The sequence below is a fragment of the Lachnoclostridium sp. An131 genome, from assembly GCF_002160825.1.
GTDB lineage: Bacteria > Bacillota > Clostridia > Lachnospirales > Lachnospiraceae > Laedolimicola.
Genome location: NZ_NFLI01000010.1, coordinates 107,879 through 128,297, shown reverse-complemented (window position 1 = coordinate 128,297; position 20,419 = coordinate 107,879). Strand labels below are relative to the sequence as shown.

Here is a 20,419-nt window from a genome sequence, read left to right as displayed (position 1 = left end):
AATGGCGGCGAACTGCCAGAATTTCCGTCTGCCGGAAAGAAAAAAGCATAATCCATTTATGAATATAAATATCTTTCCTTTTCTCCTTTACCGTGTTAAAATCTCTTTAAAGCCTTTTTAAAACCCGAACTCCCGGTTGAAAAAAAGGAGTTTTTGGTCTATATTATTAATAATATGTAATTTTATGAAAGAAGAAGGGATGATGAGAGAATGAAATTAAAGCTGGCAGTGATACCCGGCGACGGTATCGGCCCGGAGATCGTCCGGGAAGCGAGAAAGGCCCTGGATAAGACGGCTGAGAAATTTGGCCATGAAATTGAGTATACAGAGCTTCTGATGGGCGGTGCCTCCATCGATGTACACGGTGTGCCGCTGACGGACGAGACGATTCAGGCGGCGAAGAACAGTGATGCGGTGCTGATGGGTTCTATCGGAGGCAACGCGGCTACATCACCCTGGTATCAGCTTCCGCCGGACAGACGGCCTGAAGCGGGGCTTTTGAAGCTTCGCAAATCTCTGGGGCTTTTTGCAAATCTGCGTCCGGCCATCCTCTATAAAGAACTGCGGCATGCCTGCCCGCTGCGGGAGGAAATCAGCGAAAAGGGCTTTGATATGATGATTATGCGTGAGCTGACAGGAGGCCTGTATTTCGGAGAGCGGGGGACCAAGGAGATAGACGGAGTGCTGACAGCCGTTGACACTCTGGTATATAACGAGAATGAGATCCGCCGGATTGCGAAAAAGGCCTTTGATATCGCAGGCAAGAGAAGAGGAAGGGTCTGCAGCGTGGATAAGGCCAACGTGCTGGATTCCTCCCGGCTCTGGAGAAAAATAGTGGAGGAAGTGGCAAAGGACTATCCGGATATCGAGCTGTCCCATATGCTCGTGGACAACTGCGCAATGCAGCTGGTAAAGGATCCCTCTCAGTTTGACGTGATTCTGACAGAAAATATGTTTGGAGACATTCTCTCAGATGAGGCCAGCATGGTCACGGGCTCTATCGGAATGCTTGCAAGCGCCAGCTTAAATGATACGAAGTTTGGCCTGTATGAGCCCAGCGGCGGTTCCGCGCCGGACATCGCGGGCCAGGATATTGCCAATCCCATAGCGACAGTGCTTTCTGCGGCGATGCTGCTGCGCTACAGCTTTGATTTGGACAGGGAGGCAGACGCCATCGAGGCGGCTGTCCAGCAGGTGCTGACCGAAGGATACCGTACCGGAGACATTATGTCGGAGGGCTGTACGAAGGTGGGTACGGCCAAGATAGGAGATCTGATAGCCGAACGGATCTGAAAGACAGAGAACGGATGTTATGAATGAAAGGGACTGCCGGAGATGCCGCCGGCGCTCCCTGCAGATACAGAAATGGAAGAGGAGGATACACAGATATGAGAAGTGACGCAGTAACAAAAGGAATGCAGCAGGCCCCCCACAGAAGCCTGTTTAACGCCCTGGGCATGACCCAGGAGGAGCTGGACCGGCCGCTGGTTGGCATTGTGAGCTCTTATAACGAAATTGTTCCCGGCCACATGAATCTGGATAAAATTGTGGAAGCAGTGAAGATGGGTGTGGCGATGGCAGGAGGAACTCCTATTGTATTCCCGGCGATCGCGGTCTGCGACGGTATCGCTATGGGACATATCGGAATGAAATATTCCCTGGTAACCCGTGATCTGATTGCAGATTCCACGGAGGCCATGGCGATGGCCCACCAGTTCGACGCTCTTGTGATGGTTCCGAACTGTGACAAGAATGTTCCCGGCCTTCTGATGGCGGCGGCCCGTATCAATGTGCCGACTGTATTTGTCAGCGGCGGCCCTATGATGGCTGGCCATGTGAAGGGCGAGAAGCGCAGCCTTTCCAGCATGTTTGAGGCGGTGGGCGCTTATTCTGCGGGAACTATGACAGAGGAGGACGTACGTGAGTTTGAGGAAAAGGTATGTCCGACCTGCGGCTCCTGCTCCGGCATGTATACGGCCAACAGCATGAACTGCCTGACTGAGGCGCTTGGCATGGGCCTTCGCGGCAACGGAACGATTCCTGCGGTCTATTCCGAGAGAATCAAGCTGGCGAAGCATGCCGGCATGCAGGTCATGGAGCTTTTGAAGAGAAATATCCGCCCCAGAGACATTATGACAGAGAAGGCGTTCCTGAACGCACTGACGGTAGATATGGCTCTCGGATGCTCGACGAACAGTATGCTGCATCTTCCGGCTATCGCCCATGAGGCAGGCGTGGAGCTGAATATGGAGATCGCCAATGAGATGAGCGCAAAGACACCGAACCTGTGCCATCTGGCTCCGGCAGGCCCGACCTATATCGAGGATTTGAATGAAGCCGGCGGAGTCTACGCTGTGATGAATGAGCTGAATAAGAAAGGACTTCTGTATACCGATCTGATGACAGTGACAGGAAAGACGGTAGGCGAGAATATCGAGGGCTGTGTGAATAAGAATCCGGAGGTCATTCGGCCTGTCGACAATCCCTACAGCGAGATCGGCGGCATCGCCGTTCTGAAAGGAAACCTGGCCCCGGATACGGCTGTCGTGAAGCGTTCTGCCGTTGTGCCGGAGATGATGGTACACGAGGGCCCGGCCCGCGTCTTTGACTGCGAGGAGGACGCCATCGAGGCGATCAAGGGCGGAAAAATCGTGGCAGGCGATGTGGTTGTGATCCGCTATGAAGGCCCCAAGGGAGGACCGGGTATGCGTGAAATGCTGAATCCGACTTCCGCCATTGCAGGCATGGGTCTGGGATCAACGGTAGCGCTGATCACAGACGGCCGTTTCAGCGGCGCTTCCAGAGGCGCTTCCATCGGGCATGTCTCTCCGGAGGCTGCTGTGGGAGGACCGATTGCCCTGGTAGAGGAAGGAGACAGGATTCTGATCGATATCCCGAATAACAAGCTGGAGCTTCTGGTTTCCGAGGAAGAGCTGGCAGCCAGAAGGGAAAAATGGCAGCCCAGAGAGCCAAAGGTGACGACCGGTTACCTGGCCCGCTATGCGAAGATGGTGACTTCCGGAAACCGCGGCGCGATTCTGGAGCTGTAAGGGACTGCCATGGAGCCTGGCAGGGGCCATGGCGGATGCGGAATAAAGAAAGAACAGTGCGGCTGCTTTACGGCAGCCGCAAAAAATCAGAGATATAAGGGGAGATGAATTATGCAGCTGAAAGGAGCAGAGATAGTAATCGAGTGTCTGAAGGAACAGGGAGTGGACACTGTATTCGGATACCCGGGCGGCGCGATACTGGACATTTATGACGCGCTGTATAAGCATAGTGATGAGATCCGCCATATTTTGACCTCCCATGAGCAGGGAGCGTCCCATGCGGCGGACGGATATGCCCGCGCTACAGGCAAGGTGGGAGTCTGCATGGCGACCTCCGGGCCGGGAGCCACGAATCTCGTAACAGGAATTGCGACAGCCTATATGGATTCTGTCCCGGTGGTGGCGATTACGGCGAATGTAGGAAAAAGCCTGCTTGGAAGAGATTCCTTCCAGGAGGTAGATATTGCCGGAATTACCATGCCGATCACGAAGCATAATTTTATCGTGAAGGATGTGGAAATGCTGGCTCCGGTGCTCCGCAGGGCCTTTCATATCGCCCGGAGCGGCCGCCCGGGACCGGTTCTTGTAGATATCACCAAGAATGTCACAGGAGCAGAGACCGAATATGAGCGTAAGGAGCCGGAAGCCATTGTCCGTGTGGCGGACACTATCCGCGAGGAGGATATAGACCGAGCGGTTGAAATGATTTCTCAGGCAAAGCGGCCCTTTATCTTCGTAGGCGGAGGCGCGTCGATCTCAGATGCGTCGAGGGAGGTGTCAGAGCTTGCCCATAAGATTCAGGCTCCGGTCTGCGATTCTCTGATGGGAAAGGGCGCGTTTCCGGGAGAGGATCCGCTGTACACAGGCATGCTGGGAATGCATGGCACAAAGGCGTCCAATTTCGGAGTGGTACACTGCGATCTGCTGATTACCATTGGCGCCAGGTTCAGCGAGCGGGTGACCGGAGACGCATCCCGGTTTGCCAAGAAGGCGAAAATTCTCCAGATCGACATTGATCCGGCGGAGATCAATAAAAATGTGATCGTAGACAGCAGCATCATTGGAGATGTGAAGTCTGTGCTTCAGATTCTGAATCCGAAGCTTCCTGAGAAGGAACATAAATCCTGGCTGGAAGAGATTACAGCCTTAAAGAACAAATATCCGCTGAAGTACAGCGAGGATCGGCTGACAGGTCCCTATGTGCTGCAGGAGCTTTACCGAATCACAAAGGGCGACGCGCTGATCGTGACAGAGGTGGGACAGAATCAGATGTGGGCGGCTCAGTATTACAAGTACCGGGAGCCGAGGACATTCCTGACCTCCGGCGGCCTTGGAACCATGGGCTATGGCCTCGGCGCAAGTCTGGGGGCAAAGCTTGGATGCCCGGATAAGCTGGTGGTCAATGTGGCGGGAGACGGCTGCTTCCGCATGAATATGAATGAGCTGGCTACGGCTGCCCGCTACAATATTCCTGTGATTCAGCTTGTGCTGAATAATCATGTGCTGGGCATGGTGCGTCAGTGGCAGAATCTGTTTTATGGGCGCCGCTATTCAGCGACGGTTCTGAATGACAATGTAGATTTTGTGAAGCTGGCAGAGGCGCTCGGGGCGGAAGGAATGCGCGTGACAAAACGCGAGGAGGTGGCTCCCGCGCTGGAGAAGGCCATCGCTCTGGGCCGTCCGGTGGTGATCGACTGCATCATTGACAATGACGATAAGGTATTTCCGATGATGCCGGCAGGCGCTCCGCTGGAGGATACCTTTGATGCGGACGATCTGGACGAAAAGAAAAAATAATTTACATTGGAGAGAAGCTTAAAATGTTGAAACGCATACGCTGGTATCTCTGGGTGCTGGCAGGAATTTTTCTGCTCTATCTGATGGTTTCCATATATTTTATGGAGCATTTCTTCCTGGGAACCACAGTAAACGGAAGGAATGTGGAGCTTCGGACGGTAAAGCAGGTGAACAGCCTGATCCTTGAGCAGGCGGACGGCTATGAGCTGACCCTTCTGGAGCGCGGGGGTTCGGAGGAGAGCATGACTGCACAGCAGCTTGGCATGAGCTTTTCCGAGACAGAAAACGTAAGGAACTATAAAAGGATTCAGAACGGCTTTCTGTGGCCCAGGATGTTCTGGCAGCAGGACTCCTACCAGATTACTCCGGATATCACCTTTGACGAAGAAGCATTTGATGAAGCTCTGGCAGCCCTTTCCTGCGTGCAGGATGGGGAAGAGCCTGAGGACGCCCGGGTGGAGCTGACCGCAGATGGTTATGAGCTCTATCCGGAGCAGCAGGGCTCCAAGATTAAGGAGGATATTTTAAAGGAGCAGGTCCGTGCGGCGGCAGAGGCTATGCAGCCGGAGCTTGCGCTGGAAGAGGCAGGATGCTACGAGGCCCCTGCTGTGACGGCGGATTCTCCGGAGATTACGGAGCTTACCGCAAAGCTTGACAAATGGCTTGGCACGGAAGTAACCTATGAATTTGGCCCGCAGACAGAGGTGGTGGACAGCTCTGTGGTTTCAGGCTTCATTCAGCTGGACGGCTATGACGCGTCGATTGACGAGGAGGCTGTCAAGGCATGGGTGGCAGAGCTGGCAGACAGGCGGGATACCTACAAAAAAGCGCGGAAGTTTCAAAGTACGCTGCGCGGTGTCATTACTGTCAGCGGCGGCAATTACGGCTGGCAGATTGATCAGGAGGCGGAAAACGCGGCTCTGCTCGCTTCGATAGAGAAGGGCGAGACGATTGCGAAGCAGCCGGCCTGGTCCCGTGAAGGAAAGGACTGGGGAGAAAACAACGATATCGGAGATACCTATATCGAGGTGGATATGGGAGCTCAGCATATGTGGGCCTATAAGGATGGCGCCCTCCTGATCGACACGGATGTGGTGACTGGAAATATCAGCCGGAATTACGGAACTCCCGCGATCGTGGCTGCGATTCAGTACAAGGATCGGAACGCAGTGCTCCGGGGAGATAATTATGCCACTCCTGTGAAATACTGGATGCCCTTTTACGGCAATTACGGAATCCATGACGCCAGCTGGAGAAGGGAGTTCGGCGGGACAGTTTATCTGACCAATGGTTCCCACGGATGTGTAAACACCCCTCCGGCGGCCATGAAGGTGATTTTTGAAAATATGGAGTCCGGGACGCCGGTGGTATTGTACTATTAAGTGCGCGTGAATTGCACGGAATTATTGACAAAACATTAACAAGGACATAAAATAACAGAAGAAACAGGAAATCGTCTTAAAAGACCAAGAGGAGGAAATGAAAAATGAGTCGTGTGTATAATTTTTCGGCAGGCCCGGCAGTTCTGCCGGAAGAAGTGCTGCGGGAAGCGGCCGATGAGATGCTGGATTATCAGGGAACCGGCATGTCCGTGATGGAGATGTCTCACCGCTCGGGGGCATTTGAGAGCATTCTGAATGAGGCGGAGCAGGATCTGCGGGATCTGATGCAGATTCCGGAGAATTATAAGATTTTGTTTATGCAGGGAGGAGCACATCTTCAGTTTGCGGCGATTCCCATGAATCTGATGAAGAACCGGGTGGCGGATTATATCATTACCGGTCAGTGGGCGAAGAAGGCCTTCAAGGAGGCGCAGATCTATGGAAAGGCCAATGCGATCGCTTCTTCTGAGGATGAGACCTTTTCTTATATTCCCGATTGTTCCGATCTTCCCGTGAGTCCTGACGCGGACTATGTCTATATCTGTGAGAACAACACTATTTATGGAACCAAATTCCATACGCTTCCGAACACCAAAGGTAAAATTCTGGTGTCTGACGTTTCCTCCTGTTTCCTTTCAGAACCGGTGGACGTAACGAAGTACGGGCTTCTGTACGGCGGCGTCCAGAAAAATATCGGGCCGGCCGGCATGGCGATTGTGATTATCCGCGAGGATCTGATCACAGAGGATACGCTGCCCTATACGCCGACCTATATGAAGTATAAGATTCACGCAGATGCGAATTCCCTTTACAACACGCCGAACTCCTACTGCATTTATATGTGCGGGAAGGTCTTCAAATGGCTGAAAAAGCAGGGAGGCCTGGAGGTTATGAAGGCCAGGAATGAGGAGAAGGCGGCCGTACTCTATGATTTCCTGGACAGCAGCCGGCTCTTTAAAGGGACTGTGCGCAGGGAAGACCGTTCTCTTATGAATGTGCCCTTTGTGACGGGCGATAAGGAGCTGGACGCGAAATTTGTCAAGGAGGCGGAGCACGCAGGGCTGGTCAACCTGAAGGGCCACAGAAGCGTGGGCGGCATGCGCGCCAGCATCTACAATGCGATGCCTCTGGAGGGCGTAAAGGCCCTTGTGGAGTTTATGAAAAAATTTGAGGAGGAAAACTAAGCGATGTACCGTTATAAATGTCTGAATCAGATCGCCCAGACCGGGCTCGACCAGTTTACCCGTGATTACGTCCAGGTGGAAGAGATTGAGGAAGCAGACGCCCTCCTTGTGCGGAGCGCCGCTCTTCATGACATGGAATTTCCGAAGAGCCTGAAAGCGATCGCCCGCGCCGGAGCCGGCGTGAATAATATCCCTCTTGGGAAATGCGCAGAGGAGGGAATTGTCGTATTCAATACACCCGGAGCAAATGCGAACGGCGTCAAGGAGTTGGTGCTGGCCGGCCTTCTGCTGGCGGCCAGAGATGTCATCGGCGGCGTGAACTGGGTACAGTCTGAGCGGATGAATGAGGAAATCTCCAAGCTTGCGGAGAAGCAGAAAAAGCAGTTTGCAGGCCATGAGATCGAAGGCAAAAAGCTCGGTATTATAGGCCTTGGAGCTATCGGCGTAAGAGTGGCGAACGCTGCCACGCATCTTGGCATGGAGGTGCTGGGATACGATCCCTACATTTCTGTGGACGCTGCCTGGAACCTTTCCAGAAGCATCCGTCATATCACGAATGTGGATGATATCTATAAGGAGTGCGACTATATCACGATACATGTTCCGCTTCTGGACAGTACCCGGAAAATGATCAACGCAGAAGCTATCGAAAAGATGAAGGATGGAGTCGTCATTCTGAATTTTGCCCGTGATCTGCTGGTAGACGAGGATGCTGTCGTTCTGGCGCTGAAGAAGGGCAAGGTAAAGAGATATGTGAGCGATTTCCCGAACCCGACGACGGCAGGCGCAAAGGGAGCTATCGTAATTCCGCATCTTGGAGCCTCCACAGAGGAGGCAGAGGAAAACTGCGCGCGTATGGCGGCAAAGGAGCTGCGGAACTATCTGGAGAACGGAAACATCCGAAATTCTGTAAACTATCCCAACTGCGATATGGGAGTTCCCAGCTATCCGGCGAGGGTTGCGATTTGCCACAGGAATGTAAAGAATATGCTGAGCCAGTTTACGACGATCCTCGGTCAGGAGAATTATAATATCGGAAATATGACAAACAAGAGCCGCGGAGATTATGCGTATTCCATGTTTGATTTGGAGACTGCGGCGAGCCCTCAGCTGGTAGAGCGCCTGGAGGCAGTGGAAGGCGTACTGAAAGTCAGGGTGATCTGCTGATGGCGGATATCAGGCCCTTCCCCGCGATCCGGCCTGCGGCGGGGAAGGAGGCGGACATTGCGGCCCTTCCATACGATGTGTACAGCCGTGCCGAGGCCAGAAGGGCTGTGGAGGGCAGGCCCTTAAGCTTTCTGCGCATCGACCGTGCCGAAACACAGCTTCCGGAGGATATGGATCTTTATGACAGCCGCGTCTATGAAAAGGCGAAGGAGCTGCTCTGGGGAATGGTGGAGGAAGGAAGCCTTGTACAGGACGAGGCTCCCTGCTATTATCTCTATGAGCTGACGATGAACGGACGCAGCCAGACAGGCATCGTGGCCTGCGCTTCGGTAGACGATTATTTAAACGGCGTAATCAAAAAGCATGAAAATACAAGGCGGGAAAAGGAGGAGGACCGGGTACGCCATGTGGATGTCTGCGACGCCCAGACCGGACCGATTTTTCTCGCTTACCGCAGTCAGAAGGCCTTAAAGAGGCTGACAGCGGATGAAAAACAAAAGGAGCCGCTGTTTGATTTCGTTTCCGAGGATGGAATCCGCCACAGAGGGTGGAAAATTGCCGGTCAGCAGGAGCTCCAGGCAATTCAGACAGCCTTTTCCGGCATGGATTCCCTGTATATTGCAGACGGTCATCACAGGGCGGCGTCGGCGGTCCGGGTAGGCATCAAGCGCAGGGAAGAGCATCCCGGCTATACCGGAGACGAGGAGTTTAATTATTTTCTTTCCGTTATCTTTCCAGATGATGAGCTGATGATCATGGATTACAACCGGGTAGTGAAGGATTTGAACGGTCTCACGCCGGAGCAGTTCCTGGATAAGGTAAGAGAAGTTTATGAGGTGAGGAAATCGGATAAGGCCGTTCATCCGCAGAAAAAGGGACAGGCAGCCCTGTATCTGGAAAACCAGTGGTATCTTCTGGCCCTGAAGCCTCAGTACGAAAACGACGATCCGGTGGAGGGCCTGGACGTATCCATCCTCCAGAAGCAGATTCTGGATCCGGTGCTCGGAATCCGGGATCCAAAGACCGATAAGCGGATTGATTTCGTGGGAGGAATCCGGGGACTTTCCGAGCTGGAACGCCGGGTACATACGGATATGAAGGCTGCCTTTGCCATGTATCCCACCTCGATCAGCGAGCTGTTTGCCGTGGCGGACGCCGGACGGCTCATGCCTCCGAAATCCACCTGGTTTGAACCGAAGCTTCGCAGCGGGCTCTTTATCCATTCTCTGAAAGAGACCTTCTGACTGCTTTAGGGGAAATTTCGTCTAAATTGTCTGCATTTAATAAAAAACAAGAACATTCTTGCATTAACTGGAAAAATGCAATATAATAGGTCTGTCAAAAAGTATCATTGTACTGCACAGCTTCAGAATCACAGAGGATTCTGTGTTCTGCTGCTGTCCTGACCGCAAGACGGTGAGTTTTGAAATTGAGGAGGATTATGATGACTGCTAAGAAAGCAACAGCGACCACAAAGAAGGCAGCAGAGACCGCAGTGACAAGCGATCCGGTGAAGACAGAAGCGCCTGCAAAGGCAGAGAAACCCGTACAGGCCAAGGCAGAGGCTGCAAAGGCTGAGCCTGTAAAAGCAGAGCCTGTGAAGAAGACAGCGGCAAAGAAAGAGACCGCAAAAAAGACGACAGCGAAGAAGACAGTAAAGGCGGAAAAGCCTGCAGTGACTCAGAATATATACGTTCAGTTTGCAGGAAAGGAAATTCCGACTGCAGATCTGGTTGCAAAGGCAACAGAAGATTGGGTTGCTCTCGGACACCGCGCATCTTCCATCAAGAGCCTGGATCTCTATGTAAAGCCCGAGGATATGGCAGCTTACTACGTGATCAACGGCAAAGAGAGTGGAAAGATTGCACTGTAATCAGACAGTATGATAGAAAATAAGAGGAAAAGCGTTTTGTGCCTGAAAGAGGTGCAAGGCGCTTTTTTCTTATGCGGACAGCCGTGCGAAGGCATACGGCCGTTCCGGGCTACAAGGCTGATACAGCAGCAGTGCCGGGAAAAAGGAAGCCTCTGAAAAATTCCGCTTGAAATCTCCATACAAAAGTGTTATACTAAACCGCGTATTAATAGCGCGCACAAATGTCTTTGATGAACGTACACAGAGGATACAGGAGGCGCGATCACAGGAGGGAAAAATTATGAAGAAGCGGATATTATCAGTTCTTCTTGCTGCAGCGATGCTCAGCACACTGCTGGCAGGCTGTGAGAAAAAGCCTGAGGCGTCTGCGGACAGTACAGCGGCGGCTGACGGAGACGTGGTCAGAATCGGCGTGTTTGAGCCGGCGTCCGGAGACAACGGCGCAGGCGGAAAGCAGGAGACGCTGGGTATTCAGTATGCGAACTATGTGACGCCTACCGTAGAGATCGGAGGCAAGGAATATACGGTACAGCTTGATATCGTGGACAACGAGTCTTCCAATGATAAAGCGCCTACTGCGGCAGCTACGCTGGTAAGCAACGGCGTATCGGTAGTTCTTGGATCCTATGGCTCCGGAGTATCTATCGCGGGCTCCGATACCTTTAAGGAAGCAGGAATTCCGGTGATCGGAGTCACCTGTACCAACCCGCAGATCACAGAAGGAAATACCCATTATTTCCGGATCTGCTTCCTGGATCCCTTCCAGGGCACCGTGCTTGCGAATTTCGCGAAAGACAATTTCTCGGCTCAGAAGGCTTACGTGCTGACAAAGCTGGGCGATGATTATTCTACAGGACTTGGATACTATTTCACAGAGGCCTTTGAGGCTCTCGGCGGAGAGGTGGTTTCTGATACCTTCCAGGAAGGAAACAGTGACTTTACGTCCTATATTACTTCCGCAAAGAACGAGGGAGCAGATGTATTCTTTGCTCCGTCCTCCACAGAGGTGGCGGCTCTGCTTGTAGAGCAGGCGGCTTCCCAGGGACTGGAGATTCCGCTTCTGGCAGGCGATACCTGGGATTCGAACGTAATCCTGAACGCCGCAGAGGGCAAGAACGTGGACATCTACGTATCGACCTTCTATCAGGAGGGAGGAAATCCGGAGTTTGACGCCGGCATCAAGGAGTGGATCAACAGTGATTCCACAGCGAAGGCGAACAACGGCGGAGACGATACCGTTTCCGGACTGACTGTCATGGGCTATGACGCTTACTACGTGGCGCTGGAGGCTCTGAAGGCAGCGGGCTCTACTGACCCGGCGGCTGTAAATGAGGCGCTCTGGGATGTGACCTACACGGGCGTGAGCGGAGATATCTCTTTTAACGAGATCGGTGACGCAAACCGTGACGCGGCTTACATCAAGCATGCGAATACAGAGACGGCAGCATGGGATTTCGTGGCGGAGCAGAGCGTTGCAGAGTAAGGACGCGAAAGACAGCCAGCAACAGCAACAGTGAATTTTATGGCGGGGGCCAGACGGACTCCCGCCATATACATGTCTTTGGAGGTTCTCTATGGATTGGATAACGAAAAACCTGCCATACCTGATGGCGGGGATCTCAGTGGGCGGGCAGTATGCCCTGATCGCCATCGGCTATACGATGGTCTATGGAATCTTAAGATTGATCAACTTTGCCCACGGCGATATTTTTATGGTGGCAGGCCTGATCATGGTGTATGCCGTGACGGTTATGCCCATGCCGCTGGCGATTCTGCTGGTGATTGTGGCGACAGTGGCTCTGGGCTTCCTGGTGGAGCGTGCGGCCTACAAGCCTCTTCGGAGCGCTCCGCGTATGTCTGTTATGATTTCCGCAATCGGAGTGTCGTATCTGCTGCAGAATCTGGCGCTGTACATCACGGGCGGGCTTTCTCAGCAGTATCCGGCGATTCCCTGGCTCAGCGACACTGTGACGATTCTGGGCGCGACCACAAAGCGGGTGACGCTGGTCACTCCGGTCCTGACGGTTGTGCTGGTAGTCGTGCTGGTGCTTTTGATTAAATATACAAAGATCGGAATGGCGATGCGCGCGGCCTCCCGGGATTTTGAGACGTCTCAGCTGATGGGAATCAAGATCAATTCTGTCATCAGCATGACCTTCGTAATTGGAAGCTTCCTGGCGGCTATCGGGAGCATGCTGTATTTTACGAATTATACGGGCGTGACGCCTACGGCGGGAGCGATGCCCGGACTGAAGGCGTTCGTAGCGGCCGTATTCGGCGGCATCGGTTCCATACCGGGAGCCGTCATTGGAGCGTTTATCATCGGTATCTGCGAAAATATCATCAAGGGCCTGGGCTGGACGACCTTTTCCGATGCGTTCACCTTTGCCCTTCTGATTGTCATTCTTATCGCGAAGCCTACGGGACTTTTCGGTGAGAAAGCAATAGATAAGGTATAAGGAGGCGGCGTAAGATGAAAAAACGGACAAAAATGATTTGGAACATAGGCCTGATTGCCGCTCTTCTGGGCCTTCTGTTTCTCCTGGAGCAGGTAGTGCCTTCCAGCTCCATGCTCTTTATGGTATTGAAAAAGGGTGCAATCTATGCGCTGGTGGCTGTGTCTATGAACCTTTTGAACGGTTTTACCGGACTTTTCTCTCTCGGACAGGCCGGTTTTATGCTTCTGGGCGCATATACCTATGCGATCCTGACGATTCCGGCGGAATCCCGTGCAAGCGTATATCAGTATTTTGACGGAGGCATCGTACAGTTTTCGATTCCTGTGCCTCTGGCCCTGATTGCGGGCGGCCTTGTGGCGGCGGTATTTGCATATCTGATCGGACTTCCGGTACTGCGCCTGAAAAGCGATTATCTGGCGATAGCGACACTGGGCTTTGCGGAAATCATCCGCGCCGTGTTCCAGTGGGATAAGCTGGGACCGCTGACGAATGGCTCCAATCTGCTCCGGAGCTTTCCGACCTTCCAGTCAGTACTGTATCCCTTTCTTGTGGCGGGAATCTGTATCGGACTGATTGTGCTTTTGATCAATTCTACCTATGGGCGTGCGTTCAAAGCCATCCGTGACGACGAGATTGCGGCAGAGGCGATGGGAATTAACCTGGCGCACCATAAGCGCCTGGCGTTTGTCATCAGCTCCTTTTTTGCAGGAATATCCGGAGGGCTGCTGGCTATGTACCAGACGACGATTCAGGCTTCGATGTTCAAATCAGCCATGACCTACGAGATCCTGCTGATTGTGGTAATCGGAGGCATCGGCTCCATTACGGGCAGCTGTATCGGCTCGTTCCTTTTTATCGCCTGCTCTGAATGGTGGCTTCGTTTCCTGGACAATGAAAACCTCTATATCGGAGATTTCCATCTGACGCTTCTGCGTCCCGGATTCCGGAAGGTTGTATTTTCGATTATCATTATGGTGATTGTGCTTTTCTATCGAAAAGGAATCATGGGCGACCGGGAGTTTTCTGTGGAAGCTGTCCGAAGGTTTTTCCTGAAGCGGTTTAAGAAGAAGCAGACAGCGGAAGGAGGCGCCTCCAATGAGTAAAGAAAATGTTTTAAAGGTAGAAAATGTAACCATGCAGTTTGGCGGAGTCATCGCTGTAGACAACCTGAACCTGGAGGTAAACAAGGGAGAGATTGTCTCGCTGATCGGCCCGAACGGAGCAGGAAAGACGACGGCCTTCAATGTGATCACGGGCGTGTATGCTCCCAGCAACGGCGCTGTCTATTATAAAGGCAATAAGATTATCCAGAACCATCCCCAGGGCAAGATGAAAAAGCTTTACCGGGGAGAAAATCCTGTTATGTATACTGGTCATAAGGTACTGGCTCCCACCCCGGACAAAATTACGGCTTTGGGAATCGCCCGGACCTTCCAGAATATCCGCCTGTTTAAAAGTCAGACCGTATTTGAGAACATCCTGATTGCAAAGCACCTGCGGCGCACGAGCAATGTATTTACGGCAACCTTCCGGCTGAATGCGAAGGAGGAGGCCAGAATGCGCGCGGAGGCCGAGGAGCTTCTGAAGATTGTAGATTTGACGGATGTGCGCGACGAGCTGGCTACATCCCTGCCTTATGGAAAGCAGCGCCATCTGGAGATCGCGAGAGCGCTGGCGACCCAGCCGGAGCTTCTTTTGCTGGATGAGCCGGCGGCAGGCATGAATCCCCAGGAGACCCTGGAGCTTACCGAATTCATCGGACGGATTCGTGACGAATTTGGATTGACGATTTTCATGATTGAGCATCATATGGATCTGGTTATGGAGATTTCAGACCGCATTTATGTGCTGGATTTTGGAAAAACCATTGCGGAAGGAAATCCGGAGGAAATCCGCAGCAATCCGCGGGTTATCGAAGCTTATCTGGGAGGTGCGCAGGATGAGTAATCATATTCTGGAAATCAAGGATTTAAATGTGTCCTACGGCGGAATCAAGGCTGTGAAGGATATCAGCTTCTGCGTCCCCAGAGGTGAGGTAGTAACGCTGATCGGAGCCAACGGCGCTGGCAAGAGCTCTACCTTACGTTCTATTGTGGGACTTGTGAAGCCGGAAAGCGGAAGCATTCAGTTTGAGGGAACGGAGCTTTCGGGACTTTCCACCGATCAGATTGTGTCAAAGGGAATTACGCTGGTTCCTGAGGGACGCCGGGTATTCCCGGATATGACAGTGCTGGAAAATCTGAAGATTGGCGCTTATATGAGAAAGGATTCCCTGGAGGAGGATCTGAAATGGGTGCACGACCTGTTCCCCAGGCTGAAGGAACGTTCCTGGCAGCTGGCGGGAACCCTCTCCGGCGGCGAACAGCAGATGCTTGCCATCGGCCGCGCGCTGATGTCAAAGCCGGATCTTATCATGATGGACGAGCCGTCCCTGGGACTGGCGCCTCTGATTGTGCAGAGCGTGTTTGACATCATCAGGGAGATCAACCAGCAGGGCGTAACGATTCTTCTGGTAGAGCAGAATGCGAACATGGCCCTGAAAGCGGCGAATCTGGGCTATGTGATGGAGACGGGACGCATCACTCTGACCGGGACGGGGGCCGAGCTTCTGGAGAATGAAGAGGTGAAGGCTGCGTATCTTGGAAAAGCGAAGAATAATACAAAGAAATAGATTTACTTTTTCCTGGAAAGCATGTATACTAAAGGCGTTTGAGTGATTGAAACGGATGCGGCACGGCGGATTTACCGCGGCCGCGCCGAAAAGCCAATGGAGGGATAACAGGTTATGGTAAAAGCAATTGTAGGAGCAAACTGGGGAGATGAGGGAAAAGGCAAGATTACGGATATGCTCGCCCAGGAGTCCGATATTATCGTCCGTTTTCAGGGCGGAGCCAATGCAGGCCACACGATCGTGAATAATTACGGCAAGTTTGCGCTGCACACACTGCCGTCCGGTGTGTTCTATGATCACACAACCAGCATCATCGGAAACGGCGTGGCGCTGAACATTCCGGTTCTGTTCCGTGAGATTCAGAGTATTGTGGATCAGGGGGTTCCGAAGCCCAAGATCCTGGTATCTGACCGCGCGCAGATGGTGATGTCCTATCATATCCTGTTTGATCAGTGCGAGGAGGAGCGCCTGGGAGGAAAATCCTTTGGTTCCACCAAATCGGGTATCGCTCCCTTCTATTCGGATAAATATGCAAAGATTGGTTTTCAGGTGAGCGAGCTGTTTGCTGACGAGGCGTATCTGAGAGACAAGATTGCAAATGTCTGCGTGCAGAAGAATATTCTTCTGGAGAATCTGTACCACAAGCCGGCCCTTGATCCGGATAAGCTCTATGAGGAGCTGATGGAGTATAAGGAGATGGTGGCGCCCTATGTGTGCGATGTGTCAAAGTATCTCTGGGACGCTATCCGCGAGGGAAAGAACATCCTGCTGGAGGGCCAGCTGGGTTCCATGAAGGATCCGGATCACGGCATCTATCCGATGGTGACTTCCTCTTCCACGCTGGCAGCTTACGGCGCTATCGGAGCCGGAATTCCGCCTTATGAGATCAAACAGATCATTACAGTCTGCAAGGCATATTCCAGCGCAGTTGGCGCGGGCGCATTTGTGAGTGAGATTTTTGGTGAAGAGGCTGACGAGCTGAGACGCAGAGGCGGCGACGGCGGAGAGTACGGAGCGACCACCGGACGTCCGAGGAGAATGGGCTGGTTCGACTGCGTGGCCTCCAAGTATGGCTGCCGGATCCAGGGCGCTACAGATGTGGCGTTTACCGTGCTGGATGTACTGGGATATCTTGACGAGATTCCGGTCTGCGTAGGCTATGAGATCGATGGTCAGGTGACCACAGATTTCCCGACGACCTATCTGCTTGAGAAGGCAAAGCCGGTTTATGAGACGCTTCCCGGCTGGAAGTGTGATATCCGCGGTATCAGAAAATATGAGGATCTGCCGGAGAACTGCCGGAAGTATATCGAGTTTGTGGAGAAGCATATCGAGTGCCCGATCACCATGGTTTCCAATGGACCGGGACGTGACGATATCATTTACCGGAGATAGGCAAAGAAGGCTGTAGGAGAGGCTCTTATGATAGATACGGTTATTTTTGATCTGGGAAATGTGCTGGTGGGCTTCGGATGGGAAGAATGGCTGCGGAGCATTGTGCCGGAGGAAAAGGATTATCTGGCTGTAGAGCAGGCAGTCTTTCGGAACCCGGCCTGGGTGGAGCATGACAAGGGCCTACTGACGGAGGAAGAGGAGCTGGAGGAATTCCTGTCTGCCGCTCCGGAGTATGAGGCAGAGATCTGCCAGGTGTATAAGGACATCGGAAGGTGTATCTGGGATCTCCCGTATACGGTTCCCTGGCTTCAGGAGCTGAAGGCAAAGGGGCTGAAGCTGTACGCCCTTTCCAACTGGCCGAAGCGCGTGTATGACCAGAGAGGAAGCAAGCTGGACTTTCTGGAGCTGATGGATGGCTATATCCTTTCCTACCGGGAGCATGTTATCAAGCCTTATCCGGAGATCTATCAGCGGCTGATAAGCCGGTACGGCATCTGCCCGGAGCGGGCGGTCTTTCTCGACGACACGCCGGCAAATGTAGAAGGAGCCAGGAGGCTTGGCATCCACGGGATACATTTCCGCTCAAAGGAACAGGCGGAGGAAGAGCTCCGTGGGCTTGGGATCGAATAAAAGAAGCTTCTTTCATTGACAGGGGAATATATTAGGAAAAATTGTGCAGGAACAAAGACGGGATGGTCATGTCAGATCAGAACGGGTTCCTGCATTTTTTCGCTTGACATACCTAGATTATCAAGGTATGATAAATACATAGAATATCTAGGTATAGAAAGGGAGGACAGAGCATGGACAAAAAGATGATGGCAGCCAGCACTTCGATGCTTCTTCTGAAGCTGCTGGAGGAGGAGGATATGTACGGATACCAGATGATCCGGAAGCTGGAAACGAGAAGCGGCAATGTGTTTTCCCTGAAGGAGGGGACGATGTACCCGGTGCTTCATGCTTTAGAGGAAGAGGGAGCAGTGGAGAGCTATGAGAAGGCTGCCGAGACCGGACGCATGCGGAAATATTATCATTTGACGAGAAAGGGGCAGAGGCTTCTGGCAAAAAAGCGGGAAGAATGGGAGGAGTACGAAAAGGCAGTGCATGCTGTGCTGAAGGGAGGTGCTGTATTTGCCTTCTGAGACATACGGAATCGTAGAAGCCTATTTGAAGGATGTAGACGATCAGATCTCGTGTAAGCTGGGGCTTTCGTCCGTGAATGAGGAATTGCGGGGCCATATCGAAGACAAGACGGCTCTCTACATGGAGTACGGCCTGGACAGAGAGGAAGCCTGCAGAAGAGCGGTCAGGGACATGGGAGCCCCGGATGTGGTGGGGATGGAGCTGAATAAGCGCCGCCGGCTGCGGACGGCAAAGCCTCTCCTTTTTGTGGTTCTGGCGCTGATGGCTGTGGGACTGACGGGAGAGCTGCTGCGGAGCGCAGCGGGCAGGAGTATGTCAGATATCATTCTTGAGGCAGCGGGCCAGAGATATTATCTCTGGGGACTGCTGGTGCTGTTTCTGGTGGCACGGTTTGGATATCCGTTTCTCCTGAGGCATACAAAGGGAGTCTGCGTGTTTTTTCTGGCAGTCTGCGCGTTTTTTGGAGGATTGTATCTGAGCCTGAAGGTTTGTCCGGGCTGGGTAGACAGGCTTTATGCTTATACTGCGACGAGGCTTCCGGGTATGCTTTTTCATATATTTATTTCTCTGTTCCGAACCACGCTGTTTTTGGGAATCATACAGCTTGCCGTTCCGGTAGGGGCTGTGCTGCTTTACAGGAAGAGGAATCAGTACTTCCGCGGAATTTTTTTCTTTTGTCTTTTCCAGGCGCTGATGATTCTCCTGGGAAAGGGAAATTTTCTGCAGGAGCGGAGCTATATTCCGATTCTGATCCTGCTCTCCAGCTGCCTTGGCACAGCGCTGTATCTCCTGAGAAAGGGATGGTGCATCGTCAAGAAGAGCCAGGGAGCGGCCGCAGCGCTTGCTGGCTTCTGCATTTTGCTGATTTTCTGGGCTGCGCCCCAGTGGAGCAGGATCAGGGGAAATCTGGAGGTCTGTGTGAATCCCGGTTCCCGCGCCTCTGTCACAGACGCCTGGGACGATTCCTACAATAATGTGCTGATACGGGAGCTTCTGGGGCGGGCGCGCGCGTTCGGACAGATTGAGCTGACAGAGGAAGAGCTGGTGCGCTACGGAACGTCTCAATGGTACTATGAGGATGGAGATGGAAACTGGAATAATGGCTCGGAGACGAGTGTCAGGCCGTTTGAGGAGCATGTCGCATACAGGATGCAGTTTCTGGAGGAACCGGATTTCCGGGAAATTCTGCCCCAGTCTTATATGGAAAATTACCGGATCTCCTGGTGGGCTTTGCGCTATGGATGGGTACCGGCGCTTTTCCTCACCGTGCTGGTTCTTGCCCTTCCGGCTGCGGCGCTGTGGACAGCCTTCCGTATCCGGAACCGTCTGGGGCGGCTGACTGCCTTTTCTGGCGCGCTGGTCTTTAGCGTCCAGACGGTGTTTTATCTGGTCGAGAATTTCGGATTTCAGTTTGGAGCCTTCAGCAATCTGCCCTTTGTGGCAGAGGGACTCGTAAGCATCACAGGCAGCGCAGTCCTGGCAGGGCTGATTCTTTCCGCTTACCGGTTCGACACAGTGATAGAGGAGAGCGAGGTTCCGGTTACTTCTGGGTATCATCCGGCTTCTTCAGATTCCGGTACACCAGCAGATAAGCATAGAAAAAGACGGGAATAATGATGGTGCATACAATGGAAGCCTTCAGCCAGTTCTTGGACTCTGTCGGGTCGACAAAGGCAAGGATGAAGGTAATCAGATACAGGCCGACGAGGATAATGACTCCTGCAAGAGCCAGGATTCGCTTTAGCTTTTTAGACATGACAGTACTTCCTTTCCGGATGATTCTGCCGGCATATAAATATAAGGGGAAGCCCCAGGAAAAGTCCTGCTCCCCGGACACCGGCGCCGATCTGAGAGTAGCACATTTCTTTCAAAAAGTATAGAAGTTTAGAAAATTTTTGTATAAGGAGGAGGATTTGGGCTATACTAGGATTAGACAAAAGAGAAACGAATTACTTATATCCTCCCCTTTAGTAAATCCCCGCCGGAGCGAACGGCGGGGATTTTTTTCGATTCACAAAGGGAGGCGGCAGAAGCGCAGGAAAAGCCGCGCAAAAAAACGGAACCTCCATTCAAAGAGATTCCGCTTCTTCAGGTTCTGGAGCATACGGGACTTGAACCCGTGACCTCCACACTGCCAGTGTGGCGCGCTCCCAACTGCGCTAATGCCCCTCACGCCTTACTACTATAACAGGACATGTGAAAAAAATCAAGAGAAATTTTCTCAAAATAGGACTTGCCAAAGAATTTACGTACTGTTATGATCTACTGATGGGATGTATTTCGGCGGAAAATGTTTCT

Annotated in this window: 18 protein-coding genes and 1 tRNA gene; 17 read left to right on the top strand and 2 right to left on the bottom strand. The window is 52.6% G+C overall.

Going from position 1 to position 20,419, the window contains the following annotated elements:
• Positions 1 to 210: 210 nt before the first annotated feature.
• The 17 genes from leuB (at position 211) to B5E77_RS09885 (ending at position 19,735) form a co-directional block, all read left to right on the top strand.
• Positions 211 to 1,293, top strand: a complete 1,083-nt coding sequence (gene leuB, locus B5E77_RS09965) for a 3-isopropylmalate dehydrogenase (RefSeq protein WP_087165225.1) — start codon at positions 211 to 213, stop codon at positions 1,291 to 1,293.
• A gap of 95 nt (positions 1,294 to 1,388) precedes the next feature.
• Complete coding sequence (ilvD, locus tag B5E77_RS09960; RefSeq protein WP_087165256.1) at positions 1,389 to 3,050, top strand: dihydroxy-acid dehydratase; 1,662 nt, start codon at positions 1,389 to 1,391, stop codon at positions 3,048 to 3,050.
• Positions 3,051 to 3,161: 111 nt separating this feature from the next.
• Positions 3,162 to 4,847, top strand: coding sequence for a biosynthetic-type acetolactate synthase large subunit (gene ilvB / locus B5E77_RS09955; protein WP_330394672.1), 1,686 nt, complete (start codon positions 3,162 to 3,164; stop codon positions 4,845 to 4,847).
• A gap of 23 nt (positions 4,848 to 4,870) precedes the next feature.
• Positions 4,871 to 6,229, top strand: coding sequence for a L,D-transpeptidase family protein (locus B5E77_RS09950; protein ID WP_087165223.1), 1,359 nt, complete (start codon positions 4,871 to 4,873; stop codon positions 6,227 to 6,229).
• 104 nt (positions 6,230 to 6,333) lie between these two features.
• Entirely contained in the window at positions 6,334 to 7,413 is a 1,080-nt protein-coding gene (gene serC / locus B5E77_RS09945; protein ID WP_087165222.1) for a 3-phosphoserine/phosphohydroxythreonine transaminase, read from the top strand.
• 3 nt (positions 7,414 to 7,416) lie between these two features.
• The gene (locus B5E77_RS09940) at positions 7,417 to 8,580 is read left to right on the top strand and encodes a phosphoglycerate dehydrogenase (protein WP_087165221.1); all 1,164 of its coding nucleotides are present in this window, start codon (positions 7,417 to 7,419) and stop codon (positions 8,578 to 8,580) included.
• Positions 8,580 to 9,824 carry a DUF1015 domain-containing protein gene (locus B5E77_RS09935; protein WP_087165220.1) on the top strand — a complete coding sequence of 415 codons (1,245 nt, stop codon included), beginning with the start codon at positions 8,580 to 8,582 and terminating at the stop codon, positions 9,822 to 9,824. The genes B5E77_RS09940 and B5E77_RS09935 overlap by 1 nt, the downstream gene beginning before the upstream one ends.
• Before the next feature lie 197 nt (positions 9,825 to 10,021).
• Positions 10,022 to 10,453, top strand: coding sequence for a DUF6465 family protein (locus tag B5E77_RS09930; protein WP_143468610.1), 432 nt, complete (start codon positions 10,022 to 10,024; stop codon positions 10,451 to 10,453).
• A 280-nt stretch (positions 10,454 to 10,733) separates the two neighbouring features.
• Complete coding sequence (locus B5E77_RS09925) at positions 10,734 to 11,936, top strand: ABC transporter substrate-binding protein (protein ID WP_087165218.1); 1,203 nt, start codon at positions 10,734 to 10,736, stop codon at positions 11,934 to 11,936.
• Between the two features lie 91 nt (positions 11,937 to 12,027).
• On the top strand, positions 12,028 to 12,912 hold the full coding sequence (locus B5E77_RS09920; protein ID WP_087165217.1) for a branched-chain amino acid ABC transporter permease: 885 nt from the start codon (positions 12,028 to 12,030) through the stop codon (positions 12,910 to 12,912).
• A 14-nt stretch (positions 12,913 to 12,926) separates the two neighbouring features.
• Positions 12,927 to 14,015, top strand: coding sequence for a branched-chain amino acid ABC transporter permease (locus B5E77_RS09915; RefSeq protein WP_087165216.1), 1,089 nt, complete (start codon positions 12,927 to 12,929; stop codon positions 14,013 to 14,015).
• Positions 14,008 to 14,859: an ABC transporter ATP-binding protein gene (locus tag B5E77_RS09910; protein ID WP_087165215.1), complete on the top strand. Its 852-nt coding sequence runs from the start codon at positions 14,008 to 14,010 to the stop codon at positions 14,857 to 14,859. The genes B5E77_RS09915 and B5E77_RS09910 overlap by 8 nt, the downstream gene beginning before the upstream one ends.
• 4 nt (positions 14,860 to 14,863) lie before the next feature.
• Positions 14,864 to 15,583: an ABC transporter ATP-binding protein gene (locus B5E77_RS09905; RefSeq protein ID WP_087165255.1), complete on the top strand. Its 720-nt coding sequence runs from the start codon at positions 14,864 to 14,866 to the stop codon at positions 15,581 to 15,583.
• Between the two features lie 114 nt (positions 15,584 to 15,697).
• Positions 15,698 to 16,978, top strand: a complete 1,281-nt coding sequence (locus B5E77_RS09900; RefSeq protein ID WP_087165214.1) for an adenylosuccinate synthase — start codon at positions 15,698 to 15,700, stop codon at positions 16,976 to 16,978.
• A 27-nt stretch (positions 16,979 to 17,005) separates the two neighbouring features.
• Complete coding sequence (locus B5E77_RS09895; protein WP_087165213.1) at positions 17,006 to 17,608, top strand: HAD family hydrolase; 603 nt, start codon at positions 17,006 to 17,008, stop codon at positions 17,606 to 17,608.
• Positions 17,609 to 17,781: 173 nt separating this feature from the next.
• Positions 17,782 to 18,120 carry a PadR family transcriptional regulator gene (locus B5E77_RS09890; RefSeq protein WP_087165212.1) on the top strand — a complete coding sequence of 113 codons (339 nt, stop codon included), beginning with the start codon at positions 17,782 to 17,784 and terminating at the stop codon, positions 18,118 to 18,120.
• Positions 18,110 to 19,735 carry a permease prefix domain 1-containing protein gene (locus tag B5E77_RS09885; RefSeq protein WP_087165211.1) on the top strand — a complete coding sequence of 542 codons (1,626 nt, stop codon included), beginning with the start codon at positions 18,110 to 18,112 and terminating at the stop codon, positions 19,733 to 19,735. The genes B5E77_RS09890 and B5E77_RS09885 overlap by 11 nt, the downstream gene beginning before the upstream one ends.
• Here the strand turns inward: B5E77_RS09885 and B5E77_RS09880 are convergent.
• Together B5E77_RS09880 and B5E77_RS09875 are read right to left on the bottom strand one after the other, a co-directional pair.
• Positions 19,662 to 19,877, bottom strand: a complete 216-nt coding sequence (locus tag B5E77_RS09880) for a hypothetical protein (protein WP_087165210.1) — start codon at positions 19,875 to 19,877, stop codon at positions 19,662 to 19,664. The two genes, B5E77_RS09885 and B5E77_RS09880, sit on opposite strands and share 74 nt — an antisense overlap.
• A gap of 340 nt (positions 19,878 to 20,217) precedes the next feature.
• Positions 20,218 to 20,290, bottom strand: a tRNA-Ala gene (locus B5E77_RS09875).
• Positions 20,291 to 20,419 lie beyond the last annotated feature (129 nt).